Raw genomic sequence first — 18,888 nt, 5'->3', positions numbered from 1 at the left:
CCTACTCCGCGGGAAATGTGACGGCTTCGATCCGGTTGCCGTCGGGATCGAGCACGAAGGCGGCGTAGTAGCGCACGCGATCATGCGGCCGTAGCCCAGGCAGGCCGTCTGAAACACCGCCCGCCTCCAGCGCCGCCGCATGGAATGCATCGACCTCGGCGGTGCTCCTGGCACGGAAGCACAGATGCGAGCCGGTGTCGGACGATACCCGCGCCATCGCGGGGCGCAGATTGATCCAGAACTCCGGATAGGCCTTGCCGAAGCCGATGGTCGCCGGGCGCGCGACCAGGCGCGTCATCCCGAGCGGCGCCAGCGCGAGCTCATAGAAGCGGGCGCTGCGGGCGAGATCGCTGACGCCGACGGAGACGTGGTCGATCATGCGTTACCTCCTGCCCTCTCCTCCGTCATTGCGAGGAGCAGAGCGACGAAGCAATCCAGACTCGATCCGCGGAAAGACTCTGGATTGCTTCGCTTCGCTCGCAATGACGGATACACCATCTCACCCCGGCGCGCCTGACTTCACCAGCTTGTAGAATACCGAATCCATCAGCGCCTGGAACGAGGCATCGATGATGTTCGGCGACACGCCGACCGTGGTCCAGCGCTCGCCCTTTTCGTCCTCGCTCTCGATCAGCACGCGCGTGACCGCCTCGGTGCCGCCATTGAGGATGCGGACGCGATAGTCGATCAGCTTCAGACCATCGATATAGCCCTGGTACTTGCCGAGATCCTTGCGCAGCGCGACGTCGAGCGCATTGACCGGACCGTTGCCCTCGGCCGCCGAGATCAGCCGCTCGCCGGCGACGTCGACCTTGACCACGGCCAGCGCCACCGTGACTCGCTCGCCGAGCGCGTTGTAGCGCTGCTCGACATTGACGTCGAACTGCTCGACCCGGAAGTACTCGGGCACCGAGCCCAGCGTGCGCCGCGCCAGCAGCTCGAACGACGCGTTGGCGGACTCGTAGGCATAGCCCGCGGCCTCGCGCTCCTTCAGCTCCTCGACCAGCCGCGTCAGCTTCGGATCGCTCTTGGTGAAGGGAATGCCACCACGCTCCAGCGCCGCGATCACGTTGGAACGGCCCGCCTGGTCCGATACCAGCACCTTGCGACGATTGCCGACGCTCTCGGGCAGAATGTGCTCATAGGTTTGTGGATCCTTGAGCACGGCCGAGGCATGAATGCCGGTCTTGGTCACGAAGGCGCTCTCGCCCACATAGGGCGCGTGGCGGTTCGGCGCGCGGTTCAGCATGTCGTCGAGCGTCCGCGAGACCTTCATCAGCCCGGCGAGCTGCCGGTCGGAGACGCCAATCTCGAAGCGATCCGAGAACTCCGTCTTCAGCTTCAAGGTCGGGATCAGCGAGCACAGATTGGCGTTGCCGCAGCGCTCGCCGAGCCCGTTCAGCGTGCCCTGGATCTGGCGCACGCCGGCACGCACCGCGGCAAGCGAATTCGCCACCGCCTGTTCGGTGTCGTTGTGGGCGTGGATGCCGAGGTGATCGCCCGGCACGTGCTTGACGACCTCGCCGACGATCGCCTCGATCTCGTGCGGCATGGTGCCGCCATTGGTGTCGCACAACACGACCCAGCGCGCGCCGGCCTCATGTGCCGCGCGTGCGCAGGCCAGCGCGAACTCCGCATTCTCCTTGTAGCCGTCGAAGAAATGCTCGCAGTCGAGCATCACCTCGCGCCCCGCAGCCTTTGCAGCCGTCACGCTGTCGCGGATCGAGGCGAGATTCTCTTCGTTGGTAGTCTCCAGCGCGACGCGCACCTGATAGGCGGATGACTTCGCGACGAAGCAGATCGCGTCTGCCTTGGCCTCCAGCAACGCCGCTACGCCCGGATCGTTGGACACCGAGCGTCCCGCCCGGCGCGTCATCCCGAAGGCGGTGAAGCGGGCGTGGCCGAGCTTGGGCTTGGCGGCGAAGAACTCCGTGTCGAGCGGATTGGCGCCGGGATAGCCGCCCTCGACATAGTCGATGCCGAGATCGTCGAGCAAGCGCGCGATCGCCTGCTTGTCGGCCAGCGTGAAATCGACACCGTTGGTCTGCGCGCCATCGCGCAGGGTGGTGTCGAACAGATAAAGTCGTTCCCTGCTTGTGCCTGCCGTGCTCATGCCTGTGCTCCCCCGGAGCCGAGCGTCTTCTTCATCGTGGTGTTGGCGAGCCACTCGCCATTGATGGAGACGCTATTGCGCTGCTGCGCGACGTAGCCGCGCTTGCGGAAGAATTCGACCGCCGTGTCGCTGGCGTCGACCGACAGACCGGTCGTGCCGCGCGCGCCCGCCAGCTTTTCCAGCGCGTCGCATAGCAGGGCCCCGACGCCCTGCCCCGCCGCGTTCGGATGGACGTAGAGCATGTCGATGTGATCGTTTCCCTTCAGCGCGGCGAAGCCGACCGGCGAGCCCTGCAGGGTCGCAATCAAGGTGAGCTCGGACGCCAACCTCTTGCCGAAGCCCGTCTCATCGTCCGCAGCGGAAGCCCAGGCCTCCTGCTGCACCTCGCTGTAATCGTCACCGGTCAGCTCCTGGATGCTGGCGACGAAGATCGCGGCCAGAACCGGCGCATCAGCGGGAAGAAACGGCCGCAGCGCGGGCCTCGGAAGAGCCTGTCCCATGCGTCACCACATCCCGTAGAGTTTCGTGACCAGCGCCACTGCGCCCGCGATCAGAACCAGCTTGAGCAGGATGTAGTACAGCCAGTGCCGCGGAAACGGCGTGTCGGGCTTGCTCATCGCGCGATCTCCCAGGTCGTGACCGGCTTGCCGTCGGCACCCTTGCCATCCTTCACCACCACGCCGATCGCGGCGAGCTCGTCGCGGAGGCGATCGGACTCCTTGAAGTCCTTGCGCGCGCGAGCCGCGGTGCGCTCGGCGATCAGGCTTTCGACCTTGGCGGCGTCGACGCCTTTGGCCTGCTGCTTTCGCGCCTCCCATTGCGCGACGGTTTCTGACAGGAAGCCCGCAAAACGAAGCGAGCCTGCAAAGGCAGCGCGATCCATCTCGCCGCCGGACGCCGCACGGCTCCGCAACGCGTGCAGCTCTGCGATCATCAGCGGCGTGTTGAGGTCGTCGACGAGGGCGGCGATGATCTGAGGCTCCGGCTGCTCGCCCGGCGCATCGGCCGCGACGCGATACCAGTCGTCGAGCGTCTTGGCACTCTCCTCCAGGCCCTTGACCGTCCAATCCGCCGGCGAGCGATAATGCATCTTGAGCATGTTGAGGCGCAACACCTCTCCGGGCCAGTCCGCCAGCAGGTCTCGGATGGTGACGAAGTTGCCGAGGCTCTTCGACATCTTCGCGCCCTCGACCTGGACGAACTCATTGTGCAGCCAGTAGTTCGCCATCACGGACGTGCCATGCGCGCAACGCGACTGCGCGATCTCGTTCTCATGATGCGGGAAGATCAGGTCGAGCCCGCCGCCATGGATGTCGAAGACCTCGCCGAGATAGGCTGCGCTCATCGCCGAGCACTCGATGTGCCAGCCCGGCCGTCCGCGGCCCCACGGGCTGTCCCAGCCCGGCTCGTCCTCCGAGGACTGCTTCCACAGCACGAAGTCCGCCGGGCTCTTCTTGTGCGCATCGACCGCGACGCGCGCGCCGGCGAGTTGCTCGTCGAGCTTGCGGCCCGACAGCGCGCCATAATCCGGCATCGACCGGGTATCGAACAGCACCTCTCCGCCCGCCTCGTAGGCATGGCGGCGCGCAATCAGCTGCTGGATTAGCGTCACCATATCCGCCTTGCCATCAGGGCGCGGCAGCACGAAATCGGTGGCGCGCGGCTCGAAGGTCGGCGGCAGGCTGCCGAGCGCAGCCGCGTCGCTGTGGAACTGATTGGCCGTCACCTCCGTGACCTTCCGGATCGCCTCGTTCAGCGGCAGTCCGGGAAAGTCGCGCGCGGCGCGGGCGTTGATCTTGTCATCGACGTCCGTGATGTTGCGGACGTAGGTGACGTGATCCTTGCCATAGAGATGCCGCAGCAGCCGGAACAGCACGTCGAAGACGATGACCGGGCGCGCATTGCCGATATGGGCGAAGTCGTAGACCGTCGGTCCGCAGACATACATGCGGACATTGTTGGGATCGAGCGGCACGAAGGAGCGCTTCTCCCGCGACGCGGTGTCGTACAAACGCAAGTCCATGGTCCGTCCCCGAATGCCCTGTGCTCACCGCCCCGCCGGACCGACAGTCCATGACGAGGCGCAACGGGTGTCCTACGCCGAACGACCGCCCGCGAGCGGGCCGCCACGGCACGAATCACGCTCCCGACCTGCCGGCCGGGCGTCCTGATCATCTCTGTTGAGAAAAGACGGCCTCAGCCAGCGAATCGCTAGCGCGTAATCTCGCGGCAAATGCAGCAGATGGCGAGGAAACCGTTCATGAAACTCACCATGCTGCAGCAGGCTGTCTCCGTCAAGAGCCGCAAAACGGCCGTTTTCACTGCCCAAATGCTCGCGCCCCGCCTCATGGTTAATCATTTTTAACCTTTTGGGCCTAACCATGAGTTGTCTCCTACACCCACCGGTGCACCATGCGAATCTCCTCGGCGCTGCTCGCCTGCTGTGTTCTCCTCGCCGCCGCGACCACCGCCACGGCGGAGAGCCGCATCTTCATCATCGCCAACGAAGCCGACGGCTACGGCGTCGACCAGTGCCTCGCCAAGGGCGACCGATGCGGCGCCTCGGCCGCGCGGTCGTACTGCCAATCACGGGATTTTGCACAGGCCTCCTCCTATCGCCGCGTCGACCCCGATGAAATCACCGGATCGGTGCCGAAAGCTGGCGCAAACTGTGCCCACGGCGGCTGCAGCGACTTCGTCGCGATCACCTGCCAGCGCTGAGACGGCAGGGAACGGCTGTTCCCGCCACCCCGGCGCCCCGGAAACGACGTGACGATGCCCGACAAAGCGGCTATGGGAAGCCCGCCGCTGCCGCGATTTTTCCGAATTCTGTGCTAGTCCCGCGGCTGCACCCATGGACCGGAATACCGCATCTTGATCGCATCCTTGTCTCCGCGCCTGTTGGCCGTCTCTGCGCTGCTCGGATTGACCCTGACCGGCTCGCACGCCCTGGCGCAATCCAGCTCCGAGTCCTATGCGCAGATGCCGCCGGGCCAGCCCGGGCCGCAGGCCGGCGTCAATCCGATCTGCCCGCGTCTGGAAGCGCAGCTCGCCTCGATCGATCGCGGCGGTGGCGGCGATCCCGCGCGTGAGGACCAGATCCGGCGTTATCAGGACGCGGCCGCCAAGCAGCAAGGCGAGCTCGACCGCGTCAGCATGCAGGCCAAGCGCATGGGCTGCGACAGCACCGGCTTCTTCTCGCTGTTCAATGGCCGTTCCGCGGAATGCGCTCCGGTCAACAACCAGATCCAGCAGATGCGAACCAATCTCGACCAGATCACCAACAGCCTGGAGCGGCTGCGCGGCGGCGGGTTTGGTGGTGAGCGCGACAATCAGCGCCGCTCGGTGCTGGCAGCGCTCGGCCAGAACAATTGCGGCCCGCAGTACCAGCAATATGCCAACGCCAATCGCGGCGGCGGCGGCAACTTCCTGACCAGCCTGTTCGGCGGCGGCGCCGACAGCAATCCGGCCGCATCGCTGCCCCCGCCGAGCGCCGATCTCGCGGCGCCGCAGGGCACCTACCGGACCGTGTGCGTACGTAGCTGCGACGGCGCCTATTTCCCGATCTCGTTCGCCACCGTTCCCGGCCGCTTCGCCGACGACGAGCGCGCCTGCAAGGCGCAATGCCCCGCCGCCGATGCGACGCTGTTCACCTATCGCAATCCCGGCGAGGACATGAACCAGGCGGTCTCGGTCAACGGCCAGCCCTACACCGCGCTGCCGAACGCCTTCAAGTATCGCACCGAGTTCAATCCGAGCTGTTCCTGCAAGGCCGCGGGACAGACCTGGGCCGACGCGCTGAAATCGATCGATGACAAGGCCGCGGCCGAGCAGCAGGGCGACATCATCGTCACCGAGGAGAGCGCCAAGCGGATGCAGCAGCGCCAGACCGGTAAGCCGCCTGCGAACGCCGCCCGGAAGGGTGCCGCGCCGGCCGAGGCCGCAGCGCCCGCGACCGCGGACACCACGGGCGCCGGTGGCGACAAGCAGATCCGCACGGTCGGACCGACCTTCATCCCGGCGCGCTGAGCGAGATCGCCGGGTCATCGGGTCATCCTTCGAACGCATCTGAGAACGCGCGGCCAGCGAGATCGGGCGAGATGACTTCGCCCGACGGTCCCAGCGCGTTCGCAGGCTTCCAACGATTGCGCAGCGCTGCGAGACGAACGATCTCGGCCTGGGACATGTCGTCGAATGGAGCGACACCGCCGATCGCGTCACCGATCTCACAGCTATTCCGATCCGACTCCTCGCCTGTAGCGACGGCAAGCGCACCAGAAAGACTCGCCAACGCCAGCAGCAGCGTGCCGCGCACGCGCGCCAGGAGATCGTGACGGGCCCCGCCCGCCAGCGGACCGGGCAGAACCGTTTCGAAGCCGGCCACTGCCGCCGTGATCGGCAACACCTCGGCGGTGACGCCGAGCCGCGCCGCGATTGCAATAGCCCGCGCCTCCTGCGGCATGTCGGGCCCGGACAGCACCACGCCGCGAACCCTCGCAGCTCCCAGCGCATCGACGGCCATCGCCAATGACAGCGCGGATTCGATGCCTCCGGTCAGGCCGAGCACGATGCCGGTGAAGCCGTGCTTCTCGACATGGTCGCCCAGGCCGAGCACGCGGGCCGCGTAGTCCGCCTCGTCGCCCTCGATCAGCGTGGTGACCGGTCCCCGGCACTGCCAGCCATCGTCGCCCCTGCTCCATGCCAAGGTCGTGATTTCAGCGACGAAACCGGGGAGCTGTGCCGCCACCGAGAGATCGGCGTTCAGCGCGAAGGACGCTCCGTCGCACACCTCGCCATCCTGTCCGCCGGCCTGATTGAGCCAGACGAGCGGCAGATCGCTTTCGGTGACGCGGGCCACGGCGGCCGACAGGCGCCGGTCGCCGCCGCCGCGCAGGTAGCATGAGCGGCTCGGCACGACGATGAGCTCGGCCCCGGTTTCTGCCAGCGTCTCGATGACGTTTTCGTAGTTCGAGGATTCTTCGAGCGAGATGTCGTCGCCGATCGCGACGCCGATGCGAACGCCCCGCACGCTGAGCGGGCCGGCAGCCGGGCCGCGCGTGAACAGGCGCTTCTGATCACCATCGGGCAGGTTGGCCTTGAAGCGCGTCGCGGCGATACGGCCGGCGTCGAGCAGCGCGCAGGCGTTGTAGAGCTTGCCGTCCTCGATCCAGGGCGTACCGATCAGCACCGCCGGCCCGCCATCGGCGGTCTCGCGCGCGAGAGCCTCGATCGCGGCCTGGCACGCGGCCTGAAATGCCGGCTGCAGGACGAGGTCCTGCGGCGGATCGCCCGCAATGAACAGCTCCGGCAGCACCACGAGATCGGCGCCGTCGGCCGAAGCCTTCGCGCGCGCCTCGCGCGCCTTGGCGACGTTACCGGCGATGTCGCCGACCGTCGGGTTGAGCTGGGCCAGCGTGATCCTGAAGATGTCAGCGGCCATCGCTCAACTCATTCAAAGCAGCCCAAGCCGCTCGGCGATCGCGAACAGCCAGAAGCTGCCGGACATCAGCAGCGCGACGCCGACCGCGGCCGATCCGAGGTCCTTGACCCGGCCGATCTGCAGATCATGCTCCGTGGTGAGCCGGTCCGCGAGCTTCTCGATCGCGGTGTTGAGCAGCTCGACCACCAGCACCAGCACCACCGCGCAGACCAGCTCGACGCTGCGCATCGGCGTCGCGCCGACGACATAGGCCAGCGGCAGCGCCAGCAGGAACGCAACCACCTCCTCGCGCACCGCCTGCTCGGAGCGGAGCGCGAAGGCCAGGCCGTTGCGCGAGTTGAGCGTCGCGCGCCAGATGCGCAGCATCAGAAGCCCGCGACGGCCGGCATCGGTGCGGACTTGCCGCCGCGCTGCTGCTTCAGCAGCTCGGCGATCAGGAACGCCATGTCGATCGACTGCTCGGCGTTGAGCCTGGGATCGCACACCGTGTGATAGCGGTCGTTGAGATCCTCGTCGGTGATCGCCCGCGCGCCGCCGATGCACTCGGTGACGTCCTTGCCGGTCATCTCCAGATGGATGCCGCCGGCATGGGTGCCTTCCGCGGCATGCACCGCGAAGAACGCACGCACCTCGGCAACGATGCGGTCGAACGGCCGCGTCTTGTAGCCCGAGGTCGAGGTGATGGTGTTGCCGTGCATCGGATCGCACGACCACACCACCTTGCGCCCTTCCCGCTGCACCGCGCGGATCAGTCCCGGCAGATGATCGCCGACCTTGTCGGCGCCGAAGCGGTTGATCAGGGTCAGCCGGCCCGGCTCGTTGTCGGGATTGAGGATGTCGATCAGCTTCAGCAGCTCGTCGGGCTTCAGCGAGGGGCCGCATTTCAGGCCGATCGGGTTCTTGATGCCGCGGAAATATTCGACATGGCCGTGATCGAGCTGCCGGGTGCGGTCGCCGATCCAGATGAAATGGCCCGAGGTCGCGTACCAGTCGCCAGTGGTGGAATCGACGCGGGTGAAGGCCTGCTCATAGCCGAGCAGCAACGCCTCGTGGCTGGTGTAGAAGTCGGTGGCACGCAGCTCCGGATGGCTCTCGAGGTCGAGGCCGCAGGCGCGCATGAAGTTGAGCGCCTCGGAGATGCGGTCGGCGAGCTCCTTGTAGCGCCGCGACTGCGGGCTATCCTTGACGAAGCCGAGCATCCATTGATGCACGCTGCCGAGATTGGCGAAGCCGCCGGTGGCGAACGCGCGAAGCAGGTTCAAGGTCGCCGCCGACTGCCGGTAGGCGTCGAGCTGGCGGCGCGGATCGGGAATGCGCGCCTCGGGCGTGAAGGCGGTGTCGTTGACGATGTCGCCGCGATAGCTCGGCAGCTCGACGCCATTGATCTTCTCGGTCGGCGACGAGCGCGGCTTGGCGAACTGGCCGGCGATGCGGCCGACCTTCACCACCGGCACCGCGCCGGCATAGGTCATGACCACGGCCATCTGCAGCAGCACGCGGAAGAAGTCGCGGATGTTGTTGGCGCCGTGCTCGGCGAAGCTCTCGGCGCAGTCGCCGCCCTGCAGCAGGAAGGCCTGGCCGGCCGAAACCCGCGCCAGCGCTTTCTTCAGGTTGCGCGCCTCGCCGGCGAACACCAGCGGCGGGAAGGTCGCAAGCTGCGCCTCGACCTCGGCCAGCGCCTTCTGGTCGGGATAGTCAGGCACCTGCTGCACCGGCTTGGAACGCCAGCTCTCCGGGCTCCAGCGCTCGGTCATGGCTTCAACTCCCTTGCGAATACCGCGCGTTCATCCCCTACTGCGGCGCGCGCCTTATACACAGCCTGCCTCCGCGCCGCCACTTGGAATTTAGGGCGCAGACACAAGGGCTTGCACCGCAAGCCGAATTTGACTTTGCTGCGGCTCGGCGCGTGATGGGAGGACGAGGCGTGGGCGAGACGGGATCCAATGGCGTTTCGAGTGAGGATCTGACCATTACGGCCATCGACGGCTTTGAACTCGCGGGCACCCTGTTCGCGCCGCGCGGTACACCCGCGCATGCCGTGCTGATCAATTCCGGGGCGGCGATCCCGCGCCGGATCTATCGCGGCTTCGCTGCTCATCTTGCCCAGCAGGGTTGCGCGGTTCTGACCTACGACTATCGCGGGATCGGCGGCAGCCGTCCCCTCTCCCTGAAGGGCTTTGCGGCCTCGATGACCGACTGGGCCGCACTCGACATCACCGGCGCGGTCGGTTGGATGCGTGCGCGCTACGGTGCTCTGCCGCTGCGCTATGTCGGCCACTCCTTCGGCGGCCAGACGCTCGGCCTGCTCGCCAACAACACCGAGGTGTCGCGCGCCCTCTTCATCGCCTCGCAGGCCGGCTATTGGCGGCTGATGGCGCCCGGCGAGCGCTGGCGCGTGGTGACGATGCTGAACGGTCTCGGCATTCCGCTGACCCATGCGCTCGGCTATACGCCGGGCTGGAGCGGCGTCGGCGAGGACCTGCCGAAAGGCGTGTTTCTGCAATGGGTGCGCTGGATCATGAGCCCGCGCTATCTGTTCGATGACGCATCGCTGCCAGGCCTTGCAAACTTCGCCAATTTCAAGAGCCCGGTGCGGGCGCTGTGCCTCGCCGACGATCCCTGGGCGACCCGGCCGGCGGTCGAGCTGCTGTGCGCCGGCTATACGGGCACCAAGCCGGAACTGCTCAGCATCGCGCCGCAGGACGTCGGCGCGTCCGCGATCGGCCACATGGGATTCTTCCGCGCGGCGCATCGCGACACGCTGTGGCGCAGCGCGACGGAGTGGTTGCTCGAAAGCTGACGCGGCGAACGGTTCGTCATAGCTCACGAGCGAGCGCTCCCGCGGCAGGTGCTGCCCGAGCTGTACTGATGACGTTCACCCTCTGAAAGATCGGAGGGCGCAGGGAATGCCGGGTGAAGGCCTCACCCATGGCCCGCCTGCGGAAAAAATGCAGGCGGCAGGTACCACAGGCAAAGCCGTTTCAACCGGCATTCCCTGCGCGACAGTCTTAACGTTTATACGCAGTCTGCCTGGTGCGCCGGGCTTGTTGGCCACCATGCACGCAACGCGCTTACGCGCCTTGCGTGGGACACCAGCATCGGGGTGCCAGCACGCTGCGACTTCACGTCCGCGCCAAGCCGTTCGTCCGCGCATCCGTCAGGACACGCTGCGGCTCCCTCGCAGCCATCGCTCCCCGCCCCGCGTGTCGTGACGATCGCGCGCAACGCCCCTCCGAGTGAGGCGGGATGCGCGCAATAGAGCACGATTTCTGATATTCGTAAAGAGGAATCTTCGTCGGAACGACCGCTTTTGCCGTCGACAGAACCGCGAGCGTAGCGACATCCGGCCTCGGCCCACTGATTGTCGTCCTCATCCGCAGCGTGCTACTGATCGTGCCAAGCGCCGATTTGACCATCAGCTTGCGGGCGCGTCTCAAAGTGCAGCTAAAGCGAACGGTTCATTGCATGGCAACGCCCTGCCCGCCGTTCCCTGAACGGAGGCTCTCATGCGGTTTGCGGCCATCGCCGACATCCACGGAAATTGCGACGCGCTGGCGGCCGTGCTGGCCGACATCGCTTCGCTTGGCATTGATGACGTCGTCAATCTCGGCGACCATCTCAGCGGCCCGCTCGCGCCGATACAGACGGCCGAGATGCTGATGGCACGCGATTTCCCGTCGGTCAGGGGCGATCAGGACCGGCATATGATCGATCGGCATCGTGCCGGAGATTTGTCCCGCGGGGACGTACGTGCGCTCCGGCAGGAGCAAGTCGCGTGGCTGGCGGCACAGCCGGCGACGTTGCTGTATCGCGATGAGGTGTTCCTGTGTCACGCCGCCCCGGACGACGATGCGGCGTTCTGGCTCGAAGGGATCACGGAGGGCGACACACCGCGTCCAAGCAATCTTGCCAGCATCGAAGCGCGGGCCGCCGGCATCGATGCCTCGCTGATTTTGTGCGGGCACAGCCACATTCCGCGCATCGTCCGGCTCGGCGATGGCCGGCTGATCGTCAATCCCGGCAGCGTCGGGCTGCCGGGCTATCGGATCTCCACGCCCAAGCGCTATCACGTGCAGACTGGCACGCCGGACGCCTGCTATGCGATCGCAGAGCGCCGAGATGGATGCTGGTCATTGACGTTTCGCTACGTGCCTTATGACGGCACAGCGATGGCCGCCCTTGCCCGACGCGGCGGCCGGCCGGACTGGGCCACCGCCATCGCGACGGGATGGGTGGAGTGATCGGCCATCACCCGCAATGCTCAGCAAGCAACGACGTCCCTCCCGTCAGACGGCCAGCAGCAGCCCTGACGCCAGCAGAATGCTCAGGATGATCTTCCTGAACAGCGCGTCGTTGATCTCACGGAAGACAAGGACGCCCAGCGAGCCGGAAGAAGCGGGGTTGGTCGGCCTTTCTCCGCTCGTCATCCCGAACCGCCACTATGGCCGCCGACGATCGGAGAGCGCAGGCGAAAGGGCCGTGCGGAAGCGCAGCAACTCCAGCTTGCACCCGCTGTTCCGACACGCCGCGCAGAGAACATGCATTGATCCGTCATCAGGCCGACACGCGACAGATGATATCGCGCGCCCCGTTATCCGGCATCATCGAGGGGATTCGACCAATGACACTTCGCCTATGGGCGGGCGCAATCGCGCTTGGATGCGCCAGTCTGCTCGGCAGCGCGCTACACGCAGCCGACGGAACGTTCAGCACGCTGACCTACAACGTGGCGGAAACGCCGACCGCCTATAACGGCGGCAGCGACGCACATTCGCGCGTGATCAGCTGCTACCTGCGCCAGTTCGGCATCGTCAACGTGCAGGAGGATTTTCTCTGGCACGCCGCGCTCTATGACACCTGCGACAACCATCCGTATCGCACGCCGACCTCGGGCACGGCCGGAATCGGCGACGGCATGAACACGCTCAGCACCTACGCGTTCGACGATCTCGATCGCGTCACCTGGACCAAGCGGGCCGATTCCGACGCGCTGACGCCGAAGGGATTCTCCCTGGTCCGCACCCGCCTCGCCGAGGGCGTCTATCTCGACTTCTACAACCTGCACGCCCAGTCCGGCACGTCCTCCACCGATCTCGCCTATAGCGAGTCCGACGTGGTGCAGATCCTGAGCTACATCGAGGCGAATTCCGCCGGCAATGCCGTCATGGTGATGGGCGACACCAACACGCGCTACACGCGGGCCGGCCAGAACATGTGGGAATTCCTGCATCACGGCTTCAGCGATGCCTGGATCGAGACGATGCGCGGCGGCAGCGTGCCTCCGATCGGCGCTGCATTGGTCTGCGGCAGCTCGCAGACCGCACGGCCGGACTGCGAGATCGTCGACAAGGTGCTGTGGCGCAACAACGGCGTCCTTAACCTGCAGGCCACGTCCTATGTCGACCGGCAGGACGCGCTCGATTCGAGCGGCGCGCAGCTCTCCGACCATCACCCGATCGAGGTGAAGTGGAGCTTCTCGACGGCCGCGAACCGCAGGCTGAGCGATCAGTTCGGCGGCCCGCATGGCACGAGCTACAATGATTCATCGGCGCTGCCCGCCGATCCCGCGGTCAGCAAGCTGACCATCCGCACCGGAAGCCGGGTCGACCAGGTCGAACTGACGCTCTCCAACGGCTATGTCTACAGCCATGGCGGCACCGGCGGCACGGCGCAGAGCCTGACGCTCGGCAGCGGCGAATATCTCACCTCGGTCGGTCTGTGCAGCGATCAGTACCAGGGCCATACGCGCATCTTCCGGATTGCGTTCACCACCAGCACGGGCCGCACGCTGGCGGGCGGCGCGACCACCGCGACCTGCACCAGCTACGCCGCGCCGAGCGGCTGGCAGATCACCGGCATCCATGGCCGGTCCGGTGACGGGATCGACAAGCTCGGCGTCGTCTACGCGCCGGTCTCCAGCGCCGCGCCACCATCGCGCCAGCCGGTCCGCATCGTCAACCGCACGTCCGCGCTGTGCATGGACGTCAATGGCGGCGCGATGGCCGACGGCACGGCCGTGATCCAGTGGTACTGCACCGGCGCCGCCAACCAGACCTGGAGCTACGACGACGCCAGCGGCATGATCCGCAGCATGCAGGATCCGCACTACTGCCTGGACAACAACGGCACCTATGGCGATGGTGCACAACTGATCATCTGGACCTGCACCGGCAACAACAACCAGCGCTTCCGCTATGATGCTGCGACCGGCACGATCGCGCTGCGCAGCTATGCCATCGAGGTCGTCAGCCAGAACGGCACCTCGGTCGGCAACCAGCTGCTGACCACCGCCGCCACGGCGGTGGGATCGCAGCTGTGGACGCTGACGCCCTGATCGCATCGAGCAGGAGCAGTGATCCGGGCGGCCACGCCGTCCGGATCACATCATCAATCTCCCCCCGACAAAGCCTGCGCTTGACATATCCATAACCGAACGGTTATGGGAATATCCATAACCAACGAGTTATGGATTGAATGGCGCGCTCCCCCGACCTCCTGTTCCGGTCCCTCGCCGATCCGACGCGGCGGGCCATCTTCGAAGGCCTGTGCCGCCACGGCGAGCAGACCGTCGGGGCGCTGACCGCCAAGGCTGGCGTGTCGCAGCCGGCGGTGTCGAAGCATCTCGGCCTGCTCAAGCAGGCGGGCCTCGTGCGGGAGCGTCACGAAGGCCGCCAGACGCATTACCGTGCGCAGCCGAAGGCGCTGGCGCCCCTGCTCGACTGGACCAGCCGGATGGCTGCGTTCTGGGAGAGCCGGTTCGACGAACTCGACACTCTGCTCAACAGGATGGATCAATGAGCTCACCTGCGCCAGAAACCCGCACCGTCGTCGTCGAGCGCGAATTCGCGCATCCGCCCGAAAAACTCTGGCGCGCGCTGACGCAGCCGCATCTGATCGCGGAGTGGCTGATGACGAATGATTTCGCGCCGGCGGTCGATCATCGCTTCAAGCTGAAGGCCGACTGGGGCGTCGTCGACTGCCAGGTCGTGACCATCGAGCCGCACAAGACGTTGTCCTACACCTGGGCGGCGGCTGGCCTCGACAGCGTCGTGACCTGGACGCTGACGCCGACACCGGCGGGTACCCATCTGCGCATGGAGCAGACCGGCTTCGCAGCCGACCAGACCCGCGCCTATCAGGGCGCACGCTACGGCTGGCCGAAATTCTTCGATGCGCTCGAACAGAGCGTCGCGCGCCTCGGCTGAGGCGTGCGCATCACGACGTCATCAGGGGAGAAGCACTTGAACTGGAACAACACCGTCCGGCAGGTCCATCGCTGGGTATCGATCGCCTTCACGGTCGCCGTCATCGTCAACATCGCCGCGATGACGCAGACGCAAGCCCCGCTGTGGGTCGGCCTGCTGGCGCTGATTCCGCTCATCGTGCTGCTCGGCACGGGGCTGTATCTGTTCGCGCTGCCCTACGTCGCGACGAAGTTGACCGCCTCGCGGGTGGAGCGCTGAACGGGCAATCGCGCCCAGCGGCGTTTTCCGGGAGGGAGTCAAGCCTCTTGGCGATCCGGCAGGTCGAGCGTGCGTCAGCGAAGACGATCGCTGGCCGCCTCCAAGGAACGTCTTGCGTTCGCGGCCGAACCGCCCCCTACTGGCGCGTCTTCCGCCAACGAGGCCATTCTGACGTGAACGCTCTTACGCTCTTCAGCTTCGCCATCGTCGCCTTCATCGGGATCGCGACCCCCGGTCCGACGGTGCTGCTGGCCCTCACCAACGGCTCGCGTGTCGGTGTACGCCGCGCCTGGGCCGGCATCGCCGGCGCGGTGGCTTCGGACTTCATCCTCATCGGCGCCGTCGCGGTCGGCCTGGGCGCGCTGCTGGCCGCTTCCGAATTCTGGTTCTCGGTCGTGAAGTGGATCGGCGTGGCCTACCTCGCCTATCTCGGGCTCATGCTGCTGCGGTCCAGCGGGTCGATCGACCTTGCGGCGTCCGCAGACGGCAAGGACGGGTCACGACAGCCGCACGCGCTGTTTCTGAAAAGCTTCCTCGTCGCGATCACCAATCCAAAGGGCTATCTGTTCTTCTCGGCATTCCTGCCGCAGTTCGTGGTGCCGTCCGCGCCGCAGCTGCCGCAATATCTCACGCTGGCCCTCACCTTCGCGATGCTCGATGTCCTGATCATGCTCGCCTACGCGAGCGCGGGCTCGCAAGCGATGCGTTTCCTCAAGCGCTCCGGTGCCCTCTGGCTCGATCGCATCTGCGGCGGCGCGCTGCTGAGCCTTGCCGGCGCCCTTGCGCTTTACCGGCGAGCCGGCCCCTGACCCGGCCGCGCGTCGCGGTCGTCCACCTACTCCGCCGCCTGCCGCACGTGGCGCTCGGTCACCGTGCGCATCGTCACCAGCTCCTCCGCGGCCGAGAGATGCCTGGCGCCAACCTCAATCGCACGAGCTTATACGTTCGTCGCGGGACGAGAAAAGCACGGCATCACGAAGGCCGGTCTCATGAAGCCCAGCCGGCGGTTCAAGGCCGCAGCAACCAGCAGAATGCCTCGCGCAGGATCTCGGTGCCGTCAGTCGGGTGCCAGGCGCCATGGGCGATCACGATCCGCTCGGGGTGCCATGCCAGCATGGTCTCGACCGCGGCCCGCAACTCGGGTCGGTGCCGCCAGGTAAATGTCAGCCGGAGATCGCGCGGCAGGCCGCCATGCGGCGGACCGACGCCCCCGATCCAACTCAGGTAGCGCGCCAAGCCGGCGCCGATCTTGGCCGGCTCGAAATTCTCCATCAGATCGGTCAGGATCAGCGTGCGCGAAGGGCGATGGAAGAACACGACCTCCGTCATATAGCTGCCGACGACGGGCAAGGTCGCGATCTCATCATCCCAGGGATAGCCACCGCTGCGATCCAGCGGCCTGCCCTCGAATTCGATGCGGCCCTTCGCCTCCGCGCGAATGCCCGGCGCCAGATAGATCGCCGCGTCGGGAAAGGCCGCCTGCCAGTCGGGGATCCACCAATAGTGGATGCGATTCGGACCGATGATGTCGCGGACGCGGCCTTCCCGCTCGATCTCGGCCCGCAGCGCCGGCGTCAACGGCGTGGGCGAGTGGATGAACAGATCTCCGGAGGCGCATCGCACCACGGTCATGCGGGTGGGAAACGGAAATTTCAGCCCGGGAATGCCGAAGCGGATCACGGGCCCGTCGACGATCCAGATGTTCTCGGCAACGGGCTTCAGGGTGTTCAGCGGCGGATAGGTCGCAAGGCAATCATCTTGGGACATGCTGGTCGCTCTCCAACCGCTGAACGGTTCCAACGGCAGCAAGCCCGATCGGCCACGGTGTGGACCGTCGTCAGACCATGAGCACCGGCCCACCGCAGTCGCTACGGACGCCGGCCGCGCACGAGCCTCAAAAGCAGTTGGCGGCCTACTCCGCCGCCTGCCGCACGTGGCGCTCGGTCACCGTGCGCATCGTCACCAGCTCCTCGGCGGCGGAGGGATGCAACGCGATAGTGGCGTCGAAATCGGCCTTGGTCGCCTTCATCTTGATGGCAATCGCCACGGCCTGGGTGATTTCGGCGGCCATGTCGCCGACGATGTGGCAGCCAAGCACGCGATCGCTGGCGCCGTCGACGACGAGCTTCATCAGCACGCGCGTGTCGCGGCCGGACATCGTCGCCTTGATCGGGCGGAAGTTCGTCTTGTAGATGTCGACGCGGTCGTACAGCTCGCGCGCCTGCGTCTCGGTGAGACCGACGGTGCCCACTTCAGGCTGGCAGAACACGGCCGTCGGAATGTCCGCGTGGTCGACGCGCACGGTCTTGCCGCCGAACACGGTGTCGGCGAAGGCATGGCCCTCGCGGATCGCGACCGGCGTCAGGTTGAAGCGATGGGTGACGTCGCCGATCGCGTAGATGCTCGGCACCGAGCTCTGCGAGAACGCATCCACCGCAATGCCGCCGTTCCTCGGATTGATGGCGACGCCGGCCTTCTCCAGGCCGAGATTGGCCACGGCCGGATGGCGGCCGATCGCGAACATCACCTTGTCGGAGGCGATGCTGGAGCCGTTCGACAGATGCGTGGTGTAGTCCTGGCCGTGCTTGTCGACGCTCGTCACCGTGCAGCCGGTCAGGATGGTGATGCCTTCCTTCTCCATCTCGGAGCGGACGTGGCGGCGAACGTCCTCGTCGAAGCCGCGCAGGATGTTGTCGCCGCGATAGACGACGGTCACGTCGGCGCCGAAATTGGCGAAGATGCAGGCGAATTCGAGTGCGATGTAGCCGCCGCCCTGGATCACGATGCGGCGCGGCAGCTCGTCGAGATGAAACGCCTCGTTGGAGGAGATGACGTGCTCGATGCCGGGAATCGGCGTGCCGTGGTTGGGCGCGCCGCCTGTCGCGATGAGAATGTACTTGGCGCGGATGGTCTCGCCGGTCGTCAGCCGCACGGTGTGGGCGTCCTCGAGCACCGCGCGGGTCTTGACGATCCTGGCGCCAGACTTCTCGACGTTGCTGGTGTAGGCCGCCTCGAGCCGCGCGACCTCCTTGTCCTTGTTCCTGATCAGCGTCGGCCAGTCGAAGGTCGCGGTCGGGATCGTCCAGCCGAAGCCGGCGGCATCGGCGATCTCCTGGCGGACATGCGAGCCGATCACGAACAGCTTCTTGGGCACGCAGCCGCGGATCACGCAGGTGCCGCCCATGCGGTATTCTTCAGCGACCATCACGCGGGCGCCATAGCCGGCGGCGATACGGGCGGCGCGTACGCCCCCCGAGCCGCCACCGATCACGAACAGGTCGACGTCGAATTCAGCCATCTCTCCCCCGACCTGGCCTTTCGGCCGCAAGCCTCAGATCGGCTTGTTGCGCTTGCGCATCTCGGCGCGGAACTGCGCGGTGACGGTGTCGGAAAACTCCGCCGCCCACAGGTTCATCGCCTGCATGCTCATCTGGATCGCCTTCGGCTCCGCCGCAAGCAGCTTCTGGCCGATGGCTGACTTGTAGAAGGCGACGAGGTTGGCGATCTCCTGGTCGGAGAACTCGTTGCAGTAGATCTGCGCCATCTTCTCGCCGATCTCCTTCTCCTTGCCGGCATAGGTCTGCGCGACCGAGACGGCGACCTCGTCGAGGTCCTTCTGGTAGTTGAGATTGGACTGCAGCAGCGCCTGCTTGGTCTGCTGCACGATGCCCGGGACGGCATTGGCGTACATCGCAGCCGCGTTCTTCATCCCCAGAATCTCGCGCGCGCCGGCCATGCAGGCGGGCGAGGCCGGCTTCAGCGCCGGTGCCTGACCCTGCGCCGCAACCGGGCTTGCCGAGGCCAAGGCCAGCACGATTCCGGCGGCCGGCAAGATTCTGAACACGCTCTTCATTCCAAGTCTCCTGTGAGTT

The 18,888-nt window shown here is 66.3% G+C and carries 21 protein-coding genes; 9 read left to right on the top strand and 12 right to left on the bottom strand.

Annotated elements, in window-relative coordinates; genetic code table 11:
- Position 1: 1 nt before the first annotated feature.
- The 5 genes from QX039_RS00880 to QX039_RS00860 form a co-directional block, all read right to left on the bottom strand.
- Positions 2 to 379, bottom strand: a complete 378-nt coding sequence (locus tag QX039_RS00880) for a VOC family protein (protein ID WP_315739658.1) — start codon at positions 377 to 379, stop codon at positions 2 to 4.
- Positions 380 to 499: 120 nt separating this feature from the next.
- Positions 500 to 2,113, bottom strand: coding sequence for a citramalate synthase (gene cimA / locus QX039_RS00875; protein WP_315739656.1), 1,614 nt, complete (start codon positions 2,111 to 2,113; stop codon positions 500 to 502).
- Positions 2,110 to 2,613: a GNAT family N-acetyltransferase gene (locus tag QX039_RS00870; protein WP_315739655.1), complete on the bottom strand. Its 504-nt coding sequence runs from the start codon at positions 2,611 to 2,613 to the stop codon at positions 2,110 to 2,112. The genes cimA and QX039_RS00870 overlap by 4 nt, the downstream gene beginning before the upstream one ends.
- Before the next feature lie 113 nt (positions 2,614 to 2,726).
- Complete coding sequence (gene cysS / locus QX039_RS00865) at positions 2,727 to 4,136, bottom strand: cysteine--tRNA ligase (protein ID WP_315739654.1); 1,410 nt, start codon at positions 4,134 to 4,136, stop codon at positions 2,727 to 2,729.
- A 72-nt stretch (positions 4,137 to 4,208) separates the two neighbouring features.
- Positions 4,209 to 4,496, bottom strand: a complete 288-nt coding sequence (locus QX039_RS00860) for a hypothetical protein (RefSeq protein ID WP_315739653.1) — start codon at positions 4,494 to 4,496, stop codon at positions 4,209 to 4,211.
- Positions 4,497 to 4,525: 29 nt separating this feature from the next.
- Between QX039_RS00860 and QX039_RS00855 the strand changes: the two genes are divergently transcribed.
- Both QX039_RS00855 and QX039_RS00850 read left to right on the top strand, forming a co-directional pair.
- On the top strand, positions 4,526 to 4,834 hold the full coding sequence (locus QX039_RS00855) for a hypothetical protein (protein WP_315739652.1): 309 nt from the start codon (positions 4,526 to 4,528) through the stop codon (positions 4,832 to 4,834).
- Between the two features lie 153 nt (positions 4,835 to 4,987).
- Positions 4,988 to 6,142, top strand: a complete 1,155-nt coding sequence (locus tag QX039_RS00850) for a DUF2865 domain-containing protein (protein WP_315739651.1) — start codon at positions 4,988 to 4,990, stop codon at positions 6,140 to 6,142.
- Between the two features lie 22 nt (positions 6,143 to 6,164).
- On the opposite strand, the gene QX039_RS00845 is transcribed toward QX039_RS00850, so the two are convergent.
- Genes QX039_RS00845 through QX039_RS00835 form a run of 3 tightly spaced genes read right to left on the bottom strand, consistent with a single transcriptional unit; the run spans position 6,165 to position 9,307 of the window.
- Positions 6,165 to 7,553, bottom strand: coding sequence for a nitrilase-related carbon-nitrogen hydrolase (locus tag QX039_RS00845; RefSeq protein WP_315739650.1), 1,389 nt, complete (start codon positions 7,551 to 7,553; stop codon positions 6,165 to 6,167).
- 12 nt (positions 7,554 to 7,565) lie between these two features.
- Positions 7,566 to 7,919 carry a diacylglycerol kinase gene (locus tag QX039_RS00840; protein WP_315739649.1) on the bottom strand — a complete coding sequence of 118 codons (354 nt, stop codon included), beginning with the start codon at positions 7,917 to 7,919 and terminating at the stop codon, positions 7,566 to 7,568.
- Positions 7,919 to 9,307, bottom strand: a complete 1,389-nt coding sequence (locus QX039_RS00835) for a class II 3-deoxy-7-phosphoheptulonate synthase (protein ID WP_315739648.1) — start codon at positions 9,305 to 9,307, stop codon at positions 7,919 to 7,921. Before QX039_RS00835 ends, QX039_RS00840 begins: the two co-directional genes overlap by 1 nt.
- A gap of 170 nt (positions 9,308 to 9,477) precedes the next feature.
- Here QX039_RS00835 and QX039_RS00830 point away from each other — a divergent pair, with 170 nt between their 5' ends.
- Together QX039_RS00830 and QX039_RS00825 are read left to right on the top strand one after the other, a co-directional pair.
- On the top strand, positions 9,478 to 10,353 hold the full coding sequence (locus QX039_RS00830) for an alpha/beta fold hydrolase (protein WP_315770890.1): 876 nt from the start codon (positions 9,478 to 9,480) through the stop codon (positions 10,351 to 10,353).
- A gap of 706 nt (positions 10,354 to 11,059) precedes the next feature.
- The gene (locus QX039_RS00825; RefSeq protein ID WP_315770889.1) at positions 11,060 to 11,794 is read left to right on the top strand and encodes a metallophosphoesterase family protein; all 735 of its coding nucleotides are present in this window, start codon (positions 11,060 to 11,062) and stop codon (positions 11,792 to 11,794) included.
- A gap of 45 nt (positions 11,795 to 11,839) precedes the next feature.
- Here QX039_RS00825 and QX039_RS00820 read toward each other — a convergent pair whose 3' ends face one another.
- Positions 11,840 to 11,980 carry a hypothetical protein gene (locus QX039_RS00820; protein ID WP_315739645.1) on the bottom strand — a complete coding sequence of 47 codons (141 nt, stop codon included), beginning with the start codon at positions 11,978 to 11,980 and terminating at the stop codon, positions 11,840 to 11,842.
- 194 nt (positions 11,981 to 12,174) lie between these two features.
- Here QX039_RS00820 and QX039_RS00815 point away from each other — a divergent pair, with 194 nt between their 5' ends.
- The 5 genes from QX039_RS00815 (at position 12,175) to QX039_RS00795 (ending at position 15,825) form a co-directional block, all read left to right on the top strand.
- Complete coding sequence (locus QX039_RS00815; RefSeq protein ID WP_315770887.1) at positions 12,175 to 13,887, top strand: jacalin-like lectin; 1,713 nt, start codon at positions 12,175 to 12,177, stop codon at positions 13,885 to 13,887.
- A 140-nt stretch (positions 13,888 to 14,027) separates the two neighbouring features.
- Complete coding sequence (locus QX039_RS00810; RefSeq protein WP_315739643.1) at positions 14,028 to 14,351, top strand: metalloregulator ArsR/SmtB family transcription factor; 324 nt, start codon at positions 14,028 to 14,030, stop codon at positions 14,349 to 14,351.
- On the top strand, positions 14,348 to 14,758 hold the full coding sequence (locus QX039_RS00805) for an SRPBCC domain-containing protein (protein WP_315772892.1): 411 nt from the start codon (positions 14,348 to 14,350) through the stop codon (positions 14,756 to 14,758). Before QX039_RS00810 ends, QX039_RS00805 begins: the two co-directional genes overlap by 4 nt.
- Positions 14,759 to 14,794: 36 nt before the next feature.
- Complete coding sequence (locus tag QX039_RS00800) at positions 14,795 to 15,016, top strand: hypothetical protein (protein ID WP_315739639.1); 222 nt, start codon at positions 14,795 to 14,797, stop codon at positions 15,014 to 15,016.
- Positions 15,017 to 15,189: 173 nt separating this feature from the next.
- Positions 15,190 to 15,825, top strand: coding sequence for a LysE family translocator (locus tag QX039_RS00795; RefSeq protein ID WP_315739638.1), 636 nt, complete (start codon positions 15,190 to 15,192; stop codon positions 15,823 to 15,825).
- A gap of 199 nt (positions 15,826 to 16,024) precedes the next feature.
- Here the strand turns inward: QX039_RS00795 and QX039_RS00790 are convergent, their stop codons facing one another.
- The 3 genes from QX039_RS00790 to QX039_RS00780 all read right to left on the bottom strand — a co-directional run bounded on the left by QX039_RS00790 (position 16,025) and on the right by QX039_RS00780 (position 18,869).
- Entirely contained in the window at positions 16,025 to 16,783 is a 759-nt protein-coding gene (locus QX039_RS00790; RefSeq protein WP_315772890.1) for a DUF4336 domain-containing protein, read from the bottom strand.
- 145 nt (positions 16,784 to 16,928) lie between these two features.
- The gene (gor, locus tag QX039_RS00785; RefSeq protein ID WP_315772887.1) at positions 16,929 to 18,314 is read right to left on the bottom strand and encodes a glutathione-disulfide reductase; all 1,386 of its coding nucleotides are present in this window, start codon (positions 18,312 to 18,314) and stop codon (positions 16,929 to 16,931) included.
- Positions 18,315 to 18,347: 33 nt separating this feature from the next.
- Complete coding sequence (locus QX039_RS00780; protein WP_315739635.1) at positions 18,348 to 18,869, bottom strand: DUF2059 domain-containing protein; 522 nt, start codon at positions 18,867 to 18,869, stop codon at positions 18,348 to 18,350.
- Positions 18,870 to 18,888: the final 19 nt, after the last annotated feature.

This window comes from Bradyrhizobium sp. SZCCHNR1043, from assembly GCF_032489675.1.
In the GTDB taxonomy this organism is placed as follows: Bacteria; Pseudomonadota; Alphaproteobacteria; order Rhizobiales; family Xanthobacteraceae; genus Bradyrhizobium.
The sequence above is the reverse complement of the archived record's forward strand: the minus strand, read 5'-3'. Positions and strand labels throughout refer to the sequence as shown.

Excerpts from the sequence above, each read along its gene's own strand:
- QX039_RS00880 (WP_315739658.1), bottom strand. The coding sequence starts at position 379 with ATGATCGACCACGTCTCCGTCGGCGTCAGCGATCTCGCCCGCAGCGCC.
- cimA (WP_315739656.1), bottom strand. The coding sequence starts at position 2,113 with ATGAGCACGGCAGGCACAAGCAGGGAACGACTTTATCTGTTCGACACC.
- QX039_RS00870 (WP_315739655.1), bottom strand. The coding sequence starts at position 2,613 with ATGGGACAGGCTCTTCCGAGGCCCGCGCTGCGGCCGTTTCTTCCCGCT.
- cysS (WP_315739654.1), bottom strand. The coding sequence starts at position 4,136 with ATGGACTTGCGTTTGTACGACACCGCGTCGCGGGAGAAGCGCTCCTTC.
- QX039_RS00860 (WP_315739653.1), bottom strand. The coding sequence starts at position 4,496 with ATGGTTAGGCCCAAAAGGTTAAAAATGATTAACCATGAGGCGGGGCGC.
- QX039_RS00855 (WP_315739652.1), top strand. The coding sequence starts at position 4,526 with ATGCGAATCTCCTCGGCGCTGCTCGCCTGCTGTGTTCTCCTCGCCGCC.
- QX039_RS00845 (WP_315739650.1), bottom strand. The coding sequence starts at position 7,553 with ATGGCCGCTGACATCTTCAGGATCACGCTGGCCCAGCTCAACCCGACG.
- QX039_RS00840 (WP_315739649.1), bottom strand. The coding sequence starts at position 7,919 with ATGCTGCGCATCTGGCGCGCGACGCTCAACTCGCGCAACGGCCTGGCC.
- QX039_RS00835 (WP_315739648.1), bottom strand. The coding sequence starts at position 9,307 with ATGACCGAGCGCTGGAGCCCGGAGAGCTGGCGTTCCAAGCCGGTGCAG.
- QX039_RS00825 (WP_315770889.1), top strand. The coding sequence starts at position 11,060 with ATGCGGTTTGCGGCCATCGCCGACATCCACGGAAATTGCGACGCGCTG.
- QX039_RS00820 (WP_315739645.1), bottom strand. The coding sequence starts at position 11,980 with ATGACGAGCGGAGAAAGGCCGACCAACCCCGCTTCTTCCGGCTCGCTG.
- QX039_RS00815 (WP_315770887.1), top strand. The coding sequence starts at position 12,175 with ATGACACTTCGCCTATGGGCGGGCGCAATCGCGCTTGGATGCGCCAGT.
- QX039_RS00810 (WP_315739643.1), top strand. The coding sequence starts at position 14,028 with ATGGCGCGCTCCCCCGACCTCCTGTTCCGGTCCCTCGCCGATCCGACG.
- QX039_RS00805 (WP_315772892.1), top strand. The coding sequence starts at position 14,348 with ATGAGCTCACCTGCGCCAGAAACCCGCACCGTCGTCGTCGAGCGCGAA.
- QX039_RS00790 (WP_315772890.1), bottom strand. The coding sequence starts at position 16,783 with ATGTCCCAAGATGATTGCCTTGCGACCTATCCGCCGCTGAACACCCTG.
- gor (WP_315772887.1), bottom strand. The coding sequence starts at position 18,314 with ATGGCTGAATTCGACGTCGACCTGTTCGTGATCGGTGGCGGCTCGGGG.
- QX039_RS00780 (WP_315739635.1), bottom strand. The coding sequence starts at position 18,869 with ATGAAGAGCGTGTTCAGAATCTTGCCGGCCGCCGGAATCGTGCTGGCC.